Source organism: Pontibacter vulgaris (genome assembly GCF_022758145.1).
GTDB classification, from domain to species: domain Bacteria; phylum Bacteroidota; class Bacteroidia; order Cytophagales; family Hymenobacteraceae; genus Pontibacter; species Pontibacter vulgaris.
Window position 1 is genome coordinate 39,981 of sequence record NZ_JAJVDH010000006.1, and the last position, 15,583, is coordinate 55,563.

10 protein-coding genes are annotated in these 15,583 nt (G+C 42.6%); 4 read left to right on the forward strand and 6 right to left on the reverse strand.

The window, feature by feature from the left end; translation table 11 throughout:
• The first annotated feature begins 59 nt into the window (after positions 1 to 59).
• Positions 60 to 1,493, forward strand: coding sequence for a PhoH family protein (locus LWP20_RS14615; protein ID WP_242928910.1), 1,434 nt, complete (start codon positions 60 to 62; stop codon positions 1,491 to 1,493).
• A 103-nt stretch (positions 1,494 to 1,596) separates the two neighbouring features.
• Here the strand turns inward: LWP20_RS14615 and LWP20_RS14620 are convergent, their stop codons facing one another.
• Positions 1,597 to 2,148, reverse strand: a complete 552-nt coding sequence (locus LWP20_RS14620) for an SRPBCC family protein (RefSeq protein WP_242928911.1) — start codon at positions 2,146 to 2,148, stop codon at positions 1,597 to 1,599.
• A gap of 207 nt (positions 2,149 to 2,355) precedes the next feature.
• Between LWP20_RS14620 and LWP20_RS14625 the strand changes: the two genes are divergently transcribed.
• A complete protein-coding gene (locus tag LWP20_RS14625) occupies positions 2,356 to 2,805 on the forward strand; it encodes a YkvA family protein (protein WP_242928912.1) in 450 nt (149 codons plus the stop codon).
• Positions 2,806 to 2,955: 150 nt separating this feature from the next.
• Positions 2,956 to 5,265: a S46 family peptidase gene (locus LWP20_RS14630; protein ID WP_242928913.1), complete on the forward strand. Its 2,310-nt coding sequence runs from the start codon at positions 2,956 to 2,958 to the stop codon at positions 5,263 to 5,265.
• Between the two features lie 120 nt (positions 5,266 to 5,385).
• Here LWP20_RS14630 and LWP20_RS14635 read toward each other — a convergent pair whose 3' ends face one another.
• From LWP20_RS14635 to LWP20_RS14650, 4 genes are all read right to left on the reverse strand, one after another.
• Positions 5,386 to 6,819: a TolC family protein gene (locus LWP20_RS14635; protein ID WP_242928914.1), complete on the reverse strand. Its 1,434-nt coding sequence runs from the start codon at positions 6,817 to 6,819 to the stop codon at positions 5,386 to 5,388.
• Complete coding sequence (locus tag LWP20_RS14640) at positions 6,812 to 10,015, reverse strand: efflux RND transporter permease subunit (RefSeq protein WP_242928915.1); 3,204 nt, start codon at positions 10,013 to 10,015, stop codon at positions 6,812 to 6,814. Before LWP20_RS14640 ends, LWP20_RS14635 begins: the two co-directional genes overlap by 8 nt.
• Positions 10,016 to 10,040: 25 nt before the next feature.
• Positions 10,041 to 11,129, reverse strand: coding sequence for an efflux RND transporter periplasmic adaptor subunit (locus LWP20_RS14645; protein ID WP_242928916.1), 1,089 nt, complete (start codon positions 11,127 to 11,129; stop codon positions 10,041 to 10,043).
• Between the two features lie 347 nt (positions 11,130 to 11,476).
• Complete coding sequence (locus tag LWP20_RS14650) at positions 11,477 to 11,839, reverse strand: hypothetical protein (RefSeq protein ID WP_242928917.1); 363 nt, start codon at positions 11,837 to 11,839, stop codon at positions 11,477 to 11,479.
• Between the two features lie 407 nt (positions 11,840 to 12,246).
• Between LWP20_RS14650 and LWP20_RS14655 the strand changes: the two genes are divergently transcribed.
• Positions 12,247 to 12,990 carry a class I SAM-dependent methyltransferase gene (locus LWP20_RS14655; RefSeq protein WP_242928918.1) on the forward strand — a complete coding sequence of 248 codons (744 nt, stop codon included), beginning with the start codon at positions 12,247 to 12,249 and terminating at the stop codon, positions 12,988 to 12,990.
• An 88-nt stretch (positions 12,991 to 13,078) separates the two neighbouring features.
• On the opposite strand, the gene LWP20_RS14660 is transcribed toward LWP20_RS14655, so the two are convergent.
• Positions 13,079 to 15,568 carry a DUF5686 and carboxypeptidase-like regulatory domain-containing protein gene (locus LWP20_RS14660; RefSeq protein ID WP_242928919.1) on the reverse strand — a complete coding sequence of 830 codons (2,490 nt, stop codon included), beginning with the start codon at positions 15,566 to 15,568 and terminating at the stop codon, positions 13,079 to 13,081.
• Positions 15,569 to 15,583: the final 15 nt, after the last annotated feature.

The following is a 15,583-nucleotide window of genomic DNA, read 5'->3' on the forward strand; positions in this document are numbered from 1 at the left end:
GCACCTGGAAGATAAGTGTTTAGCGCCAGATACGAACTTCACCCTTAGCCCGCACTCCTATGCCAAACCCAATAAAAGCACCCAAAGCAAAATCAGATAAAGCAATCAACGGATCTGCTAAAACAGCAAGTATAAAAGTTACCAAAACTACAAAGTCTAAAGCTTCAGAACTTAACCTGAAGAAGATATTTGTGCTCGATACTTCCGTTATACTTTATGACCACAGTGCTATTCAGAATTTCCAGGAGCATGATGTAGCCATACCTATTACCGTGCTGGAAGAACTGGATAATTTTAAAAAGGGCAACGATATCAAGAATTTTGAAGCCCGCGAGTTTATTCGTTTTATAGATAAGAAATCATCTGAACATAAACTACAGGAATGGCTACCGCTAAACGGAAAAAATAAAGGCTGTTTCACGGTTCTTATGAGTGATGCATCCGGAAAGGTGGATGCCACCAAGATTTTCGGAGATAAAAATGACCACCGTATACTTAACTCTGCCTTACAGTTACAGGTTGATAAGCCTGATAAAAAAGTAGTGTTGGTTACAAAAGATATAAACCTGCGACTTAAAGCCCGTGCACTTAACTTACCTGCAGAAGATTATGAGACCGGTAAAATACAGGATGTAGCAGGCCTTTACACAGGCAATGATACGATAGAAGATGTGCCGGCTCAGGCAATAAACCAGTTATATGAGCAGGGCCAGTCAGAAATCGGCCAGGTGCTTTCAACTCCTCCTGCTGATAATCATTTCTACATCCTGAAAAGCTATAAAAATTCTGTTCTGGCCTACTATAATGCAGCCGAAAAGCAACTGGAGCGTGTAGATAAACAAAGTGCCTTTGGAATTAAGCCGCGCAACGCTGAACAGACTTTTGCCATGCATGCGCTGCTTAACCCAAGTATAAAACTTGTGTCGGTACAGGGTGTGGCGGGTACTGGTAAAACGCTGCTGGCGCTGGCAACAGCCCTGGAGCAACGCCGCGACTATAAGCAGATATACCTGGCCAGGCCAGTTGTGCCACTCAGCAACAAAGATATAGGTTACCTGCCCGGCGATATTAAATCAAAACTTAACCCCTATATGGAGCCGCTCTGGGATAACCTGAAATACATACAGAACCAGTTTGCAGAATCTAGTAAGGAGTACCAGAAAATCAGGGATATGCTTGACCTGGAAAAACTTGTGATTACGCCTTTGGCCTATATCAGAGGGCGCAGCCTTTCTAATATTTACTTTATAGTTGATGAAGCGCAGAACCTGACACCGCATGAGGTAAAAACTATTATTTCAAGAGCGGGCGAAAACACCAAGATCATCTTTACAGGCGATATTTACCAGATAGATACGCCCTACCTGGATTCGCAAAGTAATGGATTATCATACCTGATAGATAGGGCTAAGAACCACCCGCTTTATGCTCATATTACACTCTTACAAGGCGAGCGTTCAGAGTTGGCAAACCTTGCGAATGAGCTATTGTAGTAACTCATGCATTAATTTTACATCCTGATTTTAAGCAAACAGAATGGCCTGTAAGTATAAAGTATAAACTTACAGGCCATTCTGTTTGAATTATACATTAGTTTTACCTTGCTGCGCTCCTCCTGCTTTCCTGATCAAGTAATTCTTTTAATCCTTTTAGGCTTTCCATAAGCTCTTCTTCGGTTTTATACTTCTGCCAGATCGCATTTAGTTTAGCAATTGGTTTATCAGGTACGTTTGTTACCTGCTGCCAAGTAATTCGGGTGCCCTGGTTTAATTCTTCCAGGGTAAATGAGCCCCATACCTTAAGATCTATGCTTAAAGTCTGCTCATAAGTTAATGTGCTGGGTTTTATACTTTGGGTGAAGATAATCCGGCTCTCTCCCAGCATATCGCCGCTCCAGCTTTGTTGCGCACCCTCACCAGATAAAGGTCCCCCATACATTAGAATAAGCGTCGGATCTTTTTCTTTGGACCAAACTGTCCATCTAGGCCATTGAGTCGGGTTGTTGAGGTAAGAAAATACCTGCTCGGGCGTAGCATCTACCAGCTGCGTTTGCGTTACTTCATAGCGTGCCGGTAAAAAAAATGTACCTCCGTACAGGATAACGCCTGTAGCCATCAGAATTAAAAACACCTTCAGCAAGAGCTTCATAATAAGTATAGGTATAAAAGGCCTTTCGCTAAAACAGGTATAGGAATTATATGCCAACTTTAAGGCAGAAAAAGATATTTATCAAGAAGAAAGGTATAAATTTTTTATGATATTTCTGTAGCGTGCCATGCTCACACGCTATATTTATTTTGCTTTATCTATTTAAAAGTGCTGCACGTATAAAAGCCAACTTAAATTAAATGGAACATGCTACAAGATTTAATAAATAAAGGCCTTAAACTTTCTAAAACAGCCATTTTTCATCGCTTTGTTGGTAAGGCCGGTGGAGTTCTGGGCAAACCCGTAAAATTGGGATTGCTACTTTCAAATGCGTACGGCAAACTGATTGATACCAAAAGCAGCCAGAGTGGTTATGAACAGGTAAAAGATATAATGAAAACCTTTATAAGGTTAGTAAAAGCTTATGCTAACGGCAGTTACCGCGATGTTTCCCGGAAATCGCTGCTGATCGGGGTTGGTGTGCTTCTATACCTGGTTACTCCCCTGGATCTTGTTCCAGATTTTATTCCTGTGATAGGTCTTCTGGACGATATCAGTCTGATTGCCTGGTTTGTGGATGCTTTCCAAAGCGAGATCAGGAAATTCAGGGATTGGGAAGACGTTGGCAGCTTTCAGCCAACTCCCGGCACACTATAATTCTGAATCACTTATAAAGTATAAAGGCCGTTGCAGCAATGTAGCGGCCTTTATAGTTACAGAAAGCCATATTCTGTCGGTCAAAAAACAACCTTTCAGATTTTATTTCCCTAACTTGAGGCATTTATTGTTTCATCATTTATTTTATCCATGATCAGCAAACGCCTCGTTTCATTGTTCGCGGCTGCTTGTTTGAGTTTAGGTATAACGGTTGCACGCCCTGATGAGGGTATGTGGTTGCCTATGCTCCTGAAGCAACTGAACGAATCTGACATGCAGAAAAAGGGCATGAAGCTCACTGCAGACGACATTTACAGTGTAAACCAATCCAGCTTAAAAGATGCGATCGTATCTTTTGGAGGTTTCTGCACCGGCGAAATGATTTCTCCGGAAGGACTTTTACTAACAAACCACCACTGCGGCTACGGACAAATTCAGCAGCACAGCTCCGTTAAAAACGACTACCTGACGGATGGCTTCTGGGCCATGAACCGTGAGCAGGAACTTCCCAATCCGGGTCTAACGGCTACTTTCATCGTTCGAATGGAAGATGTGACCAAGCAGATTCTGGATGGTATTCCGGCTAATATTGCCGAGGCCGAGCGCGAAGCTATTATTCAGCGTAATATTGCCAAAGTGCGTAGCGCTTCTACAGCTGGCACACACTACGATGCAGTCATAAAGCCATACTTCTATGGTAACGAGTACTACATGTATATTACCGAAACTTTCCGTGATGTTCGATTGGTAGGCGCTCCGCCATCATCTATTGGTAAGTTTGGCGGCGATACAGATAACTGGATGTGGCCACGCCATACCGGCGACTTTTCTATTTTCCGTGTGTACGCAGGAGCAGATAATAAACCGGCTGACTATTCTCCTAACAATAAACCATACAAGCCTAAGCACCACCTTCCTATCTCGCTTAGTGGCGTTAAGGAAAAGGATTTTACAATGGTGTTTGGTTTCCCGGGACGTACCAACGAATACCTGACTTCGCAGGCTGTTGAGGAAATCTACTCAGTATCTAACCCAGCCAAGATCAAGATCCGCGATACTAAGCTGAACATCCTGGATAAGGATATGAAGGCTTCAGATGCTGTGCGTATACAATATGCTGCTAAGTATGCCAGTATAGCTAACTACTGGAAAAAATGGATTGGCGAGAACCGCGGTATCCGCAAGGCTAATGCTATTCAGAAAAAGCAGCAGTTAGAAAAGCAGTTTGCCCAGTGGGTAGCTGCTGATGCTAAGCGCCAGCAAAAGTATGGCAACCTGTTAGCCGATTTTGCTAAAAACTATAAAGCGCTAGAAGGCATTACCATTTCGCGTGATTATTACATGGAAGCTGCTAACGGCGTAGAACTGATTAAGTATGCTACTGAGTATGGTAAGCTTCAGGAAATGCTGGACGGCAAAGCTCCGCAAGCTGAAATCAATTCCCAGATAGAAAAACTTGAAAAAGGAATTGCCGCTTTCTATAAAGACTATAACGCCCCTACCGATATGAAAGTATTCGCAGCACTTATGGCCATGTACTACAACGACATCGACCAGAAACTGCATCCGGAGGCTTTCAAAACAGTTCGCCAGAAGTATAAAGGCGATTTCGCAAAGTATGCCGATGAAGTATACAGCAAGTCTTTCTTTACTTCAGAAACTGGTGTACGTAAAGCTTTAGCTGAAATTAAAAATGGTAAAACTGCTACCCTGAAAAATGACCCGGCTTTCCAGCTGGCAAACAGTATCAGCAGTTATTATAAGGCGAATGTATTGCCAACTTATAACACGGTAAACGATAACCTTAACCTGTTGTACCGGGCTTACATTGCCGGCCTGCGCGAAATGCAGCAGGACAAGAAGTTTTACCCGGATGCCAACTCTACCCTGCGTGTGGCTTATGGTGTAGTTGAGCCTTATGAGCCTGTTGATGGGGTTAACTATAAATACTATACTACACTGGAAGGTATAATTGAGAAAGCAGAAACAGGTGCCGCTGAAGACTACGCTATACCAGCCAGACTGAAGGAGCTGTATGTGAAGAAAGATTATGGCCAATATGGTGTGAACGGTGAATTACCGGTAGCTTTCATTGCTTCTAACCATACCACAGGTGGTAACTCGGGCTCTCCGGTTATTAATGCGAATGGCCAGCTTATAGGTACTAACTTCGACCGTAACTGGGAAGGTACAATGAGCGACATTACGTATAACCCTGACCAGGTTCGTAATATTGCCGTGGATGTGCGCTACATGCTTTTTGTAGTTGATAAATTTGCTGGCGCTGGCCATCTTGTAAAAGAGATGACGTTAGTAACGGATAATACTTCCGGTCTGCCCCAGGTTGATGAGCGCAGGAAAATTGAAACTGGCGAAACCAAGCTTTCTAAAAAAGAATTGAAGAAAGCCAGAAAGGCCAAGAAGAAAGCTGAAAAGGAAAAAGCTGTAGAAGTTAACTAAGCAGGCTACCCTATTGTAAGTATAAAGCCCCGACTAAATTATAGGCGGGGCTTTATTTTTTAATTATACAGGGAGTAAGTCATGTTAAGTATTGTGAAAATACCTGCCAATGCCGCGGCTTTATTTCCAGCCGCCACCCAATGCCTGGTACATGGCAACATATGCATTCATTTGCTGCATCTTGGTCTCGATAAGTTCAAACTTAGATTCCAATGCTTCGCGTTGGGTCAACAGTACCTCCATATAGTCTGCCCGTGCTGATTTGAACAGGTCATTTGAGATAGTGATGGATTGCGTAAGTGCCTGTACCTGCCGCATTTTCAGGTCGTAGCTTTTTTCCAGGTTATTGATGTTCGACAGTTGATTTACAACCTCGATGTACGCATTTAAAACGGTACGTTCGTAGTTATAAACGGCCTGTAGCTGCTTTGCATTCGCACTATAGTAAGTGGCCTTAATCGCATTCTTATTGATTAAGGGAGCAGTAAGATCGCCAGCCAAAGTATAAAGTATGGATTCAGGCGATTTCAGTAGAAAAGATGGATTGAATGCCTGAAACCCCACACCTGCGGTAATACCTAAGGACGGATAAAAATTGGCTTTAGCCACCTTCACATCCAGTTTGGCTGCCGCCAGATCCATTTCGGCTTGTTTTATATCTGGTCGGTTTTCTAAAAGCTGTGCAGGTATACCAGCCTGAATGTTTCCCGGCTTTAGATCACTAAATGCTTGTGAACTCCTTGTAATAGGTTGCGGGTATCTGCCTAACAGGAAGTTGATTTTATTCTCAGTTTCTGTTATCCTTTGCTGAATGCTGTATTGGAGGCTTTTAGTGTTGAGCACCTGGGCTTCAAATCTGCGCACCGCCAGCTCATTTACACGGGTAGCTTCTTTCTGTGCCTTTACTATTTCCAGGGCATTGGCCTGTATATCAATATTCTGTTTTACGATGTCCAGTTGATTATCAAGAGCAAGCAATTCATAGTATGAATTAGCAATCTCTGCAACCAGGTTAGTAACCATAAAATTCTTGCCTTCAACAGACGACAAATAACGGAGTACTGCTGCTTTTTTAGCGTTGCGCAATTTATGCCATATATCTACTTCCCATTTAGCATAAGCACCCACCATAAAATCCGGCAAAGGCTCAGGCATTTCTCTATCCCCTTCAATATTGGTAGTAGCCTCCATGGCTCCTATATTGGTATACCTGGCTACCTTGTCAAGGCCTGCACCTGATTTCAGCCCAACCGATGGCAAGTACTCTCCTTTTCTGGCTCTTACTTCACTTTGGGCAATCTGAATTTCCTGTAAAGTAATGTTCAGTTCCTGGTTGTTCTGCAGCGCAGTGTCTATCAGTGCGCTCAGGTGTGGATCGGTGAAATAAGCCTGCCATTTGGTGGTTGCCGTGTTGGCAGTGTCCTGCGAGTTATTATAACTCGCAGGTACCGACGTATTCACTGATTTTTCAACTAAAGCAGGAGTAGTACAAGCCGTAAAAGTGCACGACATGCCAGTTACTCCTATGCATATATATAATATTCTTTTAAGCATCGTACTCAACTTCTTCGGTTAAAAGTTTTAATTCTTTACTGTGCCCGAGTCCTTCTGTTAATGGGCTTTCATGCTCATCTTTTATCAGATGGCGGCCATCGGCCAGTTTGGCAAATATGTAATACAACCCAGGCACAATGATGACACCGAATATTGTTCCGAACAGCATCCCGCCAAGTGCAGAGGCACCAATTGTCTGGTTACCTATAGCACCAGCACCGGTAGCAATTATCAGCGGTATCAAGCCGGCAATAAAGGCGAACGAGGTCATCAATATTGGGCGGAAGCGCACTTTTGCACCTTCTATGGCTGCATCAAAAATTGTGGCGCCTTCCTGGCGCTTCTGAACAGCAAATTCCACTATCAGCACGGCATTTTTACCTAACAGACCAACCAGCATGATAAGACCTACCTGGGCATAGATGTTGTTCTCAAGCCCCATCAGCTTAAGTAATAAAAATGAACCGAATACCCCGACCGGCAGCGAGAGCACTACCGCCAACGGAATAATAAAGCTCTCGTACTGAGCAGCTAATACCAAGTACACAAACAAGACTACAACCAGGAACACATAAAGCGCCTCATTGCCTCTACCCGCTTCGTCGTAAGAAAGGCCTTCCCAGGCAATGTCGTACCCTTGTGGTAAGGTCTGGCTTGCCACTTCCTGCACCGCTTTTATCGCATCTGCAGTCGTATACCCCTTGGCCGGAAGCCCCTGGATGGATGCAGAATTGTACATATTGAAACGGGTAACTTCGTTAGGACCCTGCGTTTTCTTCATTTTCATAAACGCAGAGTAAGGCACCATTTCTCCATGATCATTTTTAACAAAAAGCTTTAAAACATCTGATGGAAGCCTTCTGAATTGAGGATCGGATTGAACGTATACTTTGAAAAACTGACCGAATTTGATAAAGCCTTGCTCGTAGGTACTGCCAATCAAAATGTTGAGGTTTTCCATTGCAGCTTCGATAGACACGCCTTTTTGCATGGCCAGTTTATTGTCTATCTCTAATTCATACTGCGGATAATTGGCTGCGAAAAAGGTAAACAAGCCTGTCAGCTCTTTACGCTTGCGCAGATTATCCATGAACTGCTGGTTAATTTTATCAAATTCATGGTAGTCGGTATCGGTGGTTTTATCAAGCAAACGCATCGAAAAACCGCCCGAAGACCCAAAGCCCGGAATTGCCGGTGGCTCAAAGAACTCAACTACAGCTCCTAGGCCTTTCGACTTCTCCTCTAACTCCTCCATGATCTCTTTAACAGTATGATCACGATCAGACCAGCTTTTCAGGTTGATAAGGCAAGTACCGGCGTTGGAGCCCCTACCTTCGGTCATGATCTCGTAACCTGCCAAAGATGAAACCGATTCTACACCTTCAACTTCTTCACAGATTTTCTGAAGTTTATGAGATACCTGGTTTGTTTTTTCAAGGGTTGAGCCCGGAGGAGTCTGGATAATGGCGTAGATAGTGCCCTGGTCTTCATTCGGAATAAAGCCTGCAGGCAGCACCTGATTTTCGTAGAATATGCCTGCACCAAAAGCTACTAATACACCGAAAGTAAGCCATCTTCTGCTCACAATTGATTTCAGCAATCCTACATACCTCCCGGTAAGTTTGTCGAACCCACGGTTAAAACCATCAAGCGATCTGGTCAGGATGTTGCTCTTCTTTTCATGACCATGATGATTTTTTAACAACATAGCGCATAGTACCGGAGTAAGTGTAAGTGCTACCAGAGCAGAAATTACAATAGAACTGGCCATTGTAATGGAGAATTGCCGGTAAAATGTACCTACCGGACCAGACATGAATGAAATAGGCAGGAATACCGAAACCATTACAGCTGTGATGGCGATAATGGCACCACTGATTTCACCAAGTACCTCCTGAACAGCCCTGTAAGGTGATAGTTGTGGCTTTTCCTCCATTTTGGCATGGACAGCCTCTACCACCACAATAGCATCATCTACCACAATGCCTATAGCCAGTACTAGCGCAAACAGCGTTACTAAGTTGATGGATAACCCAAAGAACTGAATTACAAAAAACGCCCCTACCAGCGATACCGGCACAGCCAGGATCGGGATCAGGGTAGAGCGCCAGTCGCCCAGGAAAATGAAAACTACGATGGCAACAAGTATAAATGCGTCCCGCAATGTATGGATCACCTGCTCTATGGAAGCGTCCAGGAACTGAGAAACATCATAGCTGATTTTGTAATCCATGCCCGGAGGAAAAGTGGCTTTCATTTCATCGAGCTTCGTTTTTACTTCTGCAATTACATCGCTGGCATTACTGCCATAGTTCTGCTTCAACACAATCGCCGCTGATGGATGTCCATCCAGGCTGGAATAAATATCGAAGAATTCACTTCCAAGTTCTACCGTAGCAATATCCTTCAGGTGTATACTTTCTCCTTCTGTATTGGCGCGGATAATAATTCCTTCATATTCCTCCGGCTTGTTATACCTGCCTTTGTATGTAAGCACATATTCAAGCGACTGGGAAGCTATACCTGAGCTTTGACCTATCCTGCCCGGGCGGCCGATTATACTTTGTTCTCCGAGGGCTTTCATTACCTCTTCTACCGAGATGTTATAAGCCCGCATGCGGTCAGGGTTTAGCCAAACGCGCATGGCATACCTGCGGCTACCCAGTATCTGTGCCCTTGCTACCCCTTTGGTCCGCTGTATTTCTGGGATCATTTTAACAGTAGCATAGTTGAAAAGGAATTTTTCGTCCATGCTCTTATTCTTCGAATATAGATTGACATACATCAGCATACTGGGCTGGATAGGCGTAATAACAACACCTTCGCGCTGAACCAATTCTGGCAGGAGCGGCATTACCTGGTCTACCCTCGTCTTCACTCTGACTACGGCATCATTGGGATCTGTACCCGGCTCAAAAATTATTCTAAGCGTTGCTTCGCCGGCACTGGTGGCATCAGTAGCTATATACCGCATCCCTTCCACGCCATTTATGGCCTGTTCAAGGGTAATAAGCGTGGAATTAACCAGTACATCAGCACTGGACCCTGGATATGCAATGAATATATTTACCGTGGTGGGCGCAATATCCGGGAATTGGGAAATAGGTAGCTTCTTGATAGCGAGCGTGCCTACAAAGACAATCATGACCGATATTACAATAGCGAATACAGGTCTGTGTATAAATTTATTAAACATTTCTTCTGCTTTTTAGGATGCCTAACTATTCTGCATATAAATCTAAATCAGACAGGACTGCAGTAGGCTCCAAAAATTTGTATTGAATTTTCTCCTTTTCGCGTACCAGTCGTAAGCCCTCTAAAAGGATCTTATCGTTTTCAGCTAATCCTTTCTGTACTACATAGATGTGAGGTATTTCTGCAGCTATACTTATCTCCCTTGACCTTAACACATTATTTTTATCTACCACATATACATACTTCTTATCGAGTACTTCGAAAGTGGCTTTTTGCGGAATCAGCAGTGCATTTGTCAGCGGAATACTCATGCGGATGTTACCTGTTTCGCCGTGTCTTAACAGCCCATCCGGATTAGGAAAAGTAGCCCTGAAAGCAATATTACCCGTCTCATTATTGAAATTGGCTTCAATTGTTTCAACCACACCCGTATGTTTAAATAGCTGATTATTGGCCATCAAAAGGTTTACTTTCACCGAATTATCCTTCTTTTCATTCGTTTGATAATCCAGGTATTCAGCTTCGGGTACGTTGTAATAAACCCACATTTTACTGTTATCAGATAGTTCGGTCAGTAGTTCTCCCTCATCTACAAGGCTACCTAGCCTTACATGGAAACGGTCGATTATACCATCAAAAGGAGCCCTGATTTCTGTGAACTGCAGGTGTACATTAGCCAAGGATACGTCAGCTTTTGCCTTGTCCAGTTTTGCTTTGGCCATCGCCAGTTCAGTTGGAGCAACAATGTTTCTATCAGCAAGTGATTTTGTGTTCTGGTATTCTATTTTAGCGAAATTGGCCTCAGCCTGCGCTTTTTGTAGTTCGGCCTGATATAAATTAGGCATGATCTGAAAAAGCAGCTGACCTTTTTTTACGAACTGCCCTTCATCTACAAATATTTTCTGTAAGTAGCCCCGCTCCTGCGCTCTTAGTTCAATGTGGCGTATGGAATTGACCTGGCTCACGTAATCTTTCGTAATGGTTGTGTCCATTTTTACCGGACTGCTTACCAAAAACGTGGTTTCGTGTTCCTTTTTCTCTTCTCCTTGTGATGATGTACAGCTTGTGTGGCACAACAAAGCACACATGCCCATAAGCATGAGAATTCTCTTCATGATAAATAAATTTATATAAGATTGGTTAATGACTTTATAAAGGGGATGTGTAAGGCATTACACCTTACTAAAGAAGTAAATAACATAATAGGCAGAATGTAAATCTTTCGGGGCAGGCAACAGGACGTTATTGACGTCAGCTATTTTATAAGGTAATAGCGCTTTTATGGCTACAGCTATACCTTAGCAAATAGTTATGCTTAGGTATAAAGACTTAGCGGTAACAGCAGATTACCCGTACCCGGAAATTAAAACTTTTGAATTTGGTGCTTAAGAAAGCGGGAAAATTTAGTTGCAGATAGCCTTGGTGCAGGCCTACAGAAGTATAAGCAACTTAAAAGAGGAAACTATAGTCTGAAATTTTGGTGCTGAATGTAGGCAGCAAGCTCTTTATCTTTTATGGATGTACCATAATGCAACAAAAAGTGTTTGTTAAATAATTTAAAGTCAGGGATATAGCTATACTCCGCAGGTGCTAAGAGCAAAGCAATATCAGGTAAAAGCAGCTTGTCTTCAGAATCTTCTTTGTTGAGCTGAATGGTTTGTAAATCGACTACTGCCTTCTTTACTATATGCTGCCCAGCATTAGGTAATGCTATAGGTAAGGTATTGGTATTTTGCTGCGCGAGTGCAGTTGCTGCAATAGAATAACCGCCTGCAAGATTTATGCAGGTTATAGTCATTAAAAGCAAAAACAATATTCTCTTCACAACTTAAATTTTGATGTCGCAAATGTAAAGCAAATTCAATTGTTGTAAAGCCCTTAAATTACATTTTTATCATTTTTCCATTTTCTGCCTTATTCATTCTTGAAAAGAAACTATTCATGTATTATTTAAGCATGCTCCCGTTATTACTTCTCCTTTAATTTTAATATCTGTGCTTGTATTTATTTTTTGCTATACTTTATACTTCAGCTTACTCTTTATTCTATTCTAAAAGTATAAATCGTTAACAAAAAAGCAGCAGATGTTATACATGCAAAGTATACAAGCAATTGTAACCGGAATCTAAATTCTTTATCAGGCCTGTAACACCTATTTATAAAAAGTACAGTACATAAAATCGATGGCAATTTATACTTGTAATCGTTAATGCTACAGATATTATCTTTCTTATGAAGCAAGCAAAAGACAACTTCTCTGTGCAGGCAACACAGTATGCCCGCTTCAGGCCACATTATCCGGATGCTTTATATGAATACCTGTTTAGTTTACCCTTGCAGTTTAATACCGCCTGGGATTGCGGCACCGGAAACGGGCAAGTGGCCGTAAAGCTGGCGGAGAAGTATAAACAGGTATATGCTACCGATATAAGCGAAGCACAGCTACAGCAGGCTTCTAAAAAAGACAACATAACCTACCTCCTGTCAAGAGCTGAAAACACGCCTTTGCCGGATACAAGTATAGATTTAATTACGGTTGCCACAGCCCTGCATTGGTTCGATATTGATGCTTTCTTTGAGGAGGTAAAACGTGTAGCCCGGCCCGGTGCCTATATTGCTGCATGGTCTTATAGCCTGGTCCGTATATCACCCGAAATAGATCCGGTTATCCTAAATTTTTACAGCAACACACTTGGCCCTTACTGGGACCCGGAGCGCAGACTGATGGATGAAGAGTATAAATCCATTTCTTTCCCATTCGAAGAAATACAGGCTCCGCCTTTCCGGATTACGGTTAACTGGTCGCTTAGCGATTTTCTGGGTTATTTAAGTTCCTGGTCCAGTATGCAACATTATATCCGGAAAGAACATACTACTCCGCTTGACCCACTTAAGCAAGAGCTTTTGCAGTATTGGCAGGATGATGAAGTAAAAGAACTGACTTTCCCGTTATTTATGCGGTTAGGAAAAGTATAACAGTTATAAAGACTCTAAAGTAAGAAATTAAAAAAGCCTCTCCCGATTCTTCAGGAAAGGCTTTATTTATATTTGGAATCAGATTCTTTTATAGTTTAAACTGTATTGAGAATTTCACTCCGAACTTTCTGGCACCCGGATTATCAAGGTATGTTAGGCGGTGATAAGCATCTACTCTAAGTACTTTAAAGATATTCTCGATACCATACCCTACTTCTACATAAGGTTTATCCGTGAAAGTATAAAAAGCTTCCTGCGGTGTTCCGTTAACTCCAACTGGCGAAAGCATAGCTTTATTCTGCTGGCTTAGGTTACCATAGAGTATGTTTGTACTGGCAAGTGTGCGCCATTTTAATTTTTTGATGAGGGGCAATCTGTTAAACAACAATCCTTCGAAATACTGTTCGTAGCGAAACGTGGCAAATGCATCGCTGGCAAACTCAAAGTAATTCATTAACTGGTAGGTTTGGTCGTAGTAGAAAGGCGTTTCGTTTCCTGCATGTACTTCGAGTAACGGATATGGCACTGCCGAAAATATTTTACCTGCTTCCAGTCTGTAGCGGGTTTTACCTAAGCGGCCCATCAAAAATTCCTGACTCATACCCACATCGGCACGCTGGTAGCTCAGTGTAGAGCCCAATGCATTGTTCAGGCCAAGCGTGTACTTAAATGTAAATACCGGCCAGCTGCCATTACCCAGGCTTATTCGCTCGTTATCGTTTTGTACAACTACTTCATTTTTAGCAACTCTTGCAAAGTAGCTTAGTTCGGTTGTTTTAAAATTACCTATAAGTTTTTGTGGTGCTTCGCCATGTGTATCCTGGTAAGCAAAATCATACTGAGGTCTGAACTGACGGTTATTTACACCAATGCGCTGGTTAATCCCTCTGAAAAGTTCACGCTGCAGATAGGCATTTGTTTCTGTTACAAGTATAGGTCTACGCAATTCACCAAACCTTGCAAAACCCATAAAGAATGGACTTGCCATCAGTTTTTCCGACATAAGGCCAACCTGTTGCAGGTCTTCTTTATGGGATACCCCAACTTCGCTCCAATGCTTCCGCGACAGGATGTACCGTGCATTTGCGCCATACTTTGCTTTCTTATCTTCGGTACCATAAGCGGCATAGCCACCAAATTCCCACTTATCGCTGAGACTGGCATTGGTTTTAAATCCTACCTGAAGGCGGTGGCCCTCCACGTTGTTATAGGCATACGTATAAGGGTACGGGCCAAGGCTAACTTTACCAACCTTCTTATAACCTGTAGCCAGCACGGTAGCAATTTTGGTAAAACGTGCTACTTTAGGCGATGCTTTTATGGAATCTATAGTTGCGAAAACCAATTGGTCGGCTACAGATAAAGTATCGTGGCGGTTTTGATCCCAGAATGTTTCGGTATTAGAATTTGCCTTTTGCGCCAGGGAAATCGGCTGGTCGAAGAAGTTGGATTTGAGTGGTTTGTTTACGACAAAATTTTTGGCAGATGTACTAACTTTTGCAAATACCCCCGGCCTTGATTCGCTCAGCTTCGCGATCTTCATTTTAACTTCCGTTTTCACAGGTAACCAGGACCCCTCTGCCGTAGGCAAAGATTCCTGGAACAATTTTATACTTTCCACAAAGTTAATATTGGCTGTTTTGCTTACCGCCACATCAATCTTTCGCAAAGCATAAGTATCTTCCGTTATCCAGATATGGCCATTAAATGCCAGGTCTTGTGGCCTTTTCTGGTCTATTTTAATTTTATAGCACCATTCTTCGCCAACATACATACTATCCAGTAACTCATACTCATAATAGCTCTTCCAGCCATCCGCAATGGGGCTTATGAAATCTTTCTGAAGCACGCTTACCCAGTTCTGGTAAAAATTATAATCCTGGTATGAAGTGCCAATAACCTGGGCAACCAGGTTACCATCCTGTATACCTATACCTGAAATCTTGGAAGCCTTTATTACCTCTTTTGTTTTCTTGGGGTCGCGGTTATAGTAGAAGTCTGAAAGAGATTCGGAAATAAAGAAAGGCAGCACTTTTTTGCCATCCTCCCCTTTAATGAACATAGAAGTATCTACAACAGAAGTGATAGCTGATTTTATACCTGGTCGGCGTTTTTTCTGAGTGAGGTTATCTACATCAAACTGCATTTTGGTATAAGCTTCATACTGGTAAGAGGTCAGTTTGCGCTTATCGTTTGCCTTTTTGTGCTCCATTACCCGGCGCATAATTTCCCAGGCTGGGTTCTCGCCTGGCCTGATTACCACTTCCTGTAATTTGTGTGAGGCTGTCTCGAGCTTAAATTGCAGATCTTGTACCGGCAGGCCAGCCTTAACAGCTTTGGAAAGCGTGAGGTATCCTACATAAGAAACAGTTAATGAATCGGGAGCTTTTGAAAGTTTAATGTTAAAGGATCCGTTTATATCGGAGGTAGTACCTATTGACGAATTCTTTATGTAAACGCTTACAAATGGCAAAGCTTCGCCGGTTTTCGCATCTGTTACCTTACCCGATATCCGGATTTGGGCATGTAGGGCCGGTATGCTGAAAAGAAAAATCAGGAAAAGTATATATTTTTTCAAAACACTCAAAATTTA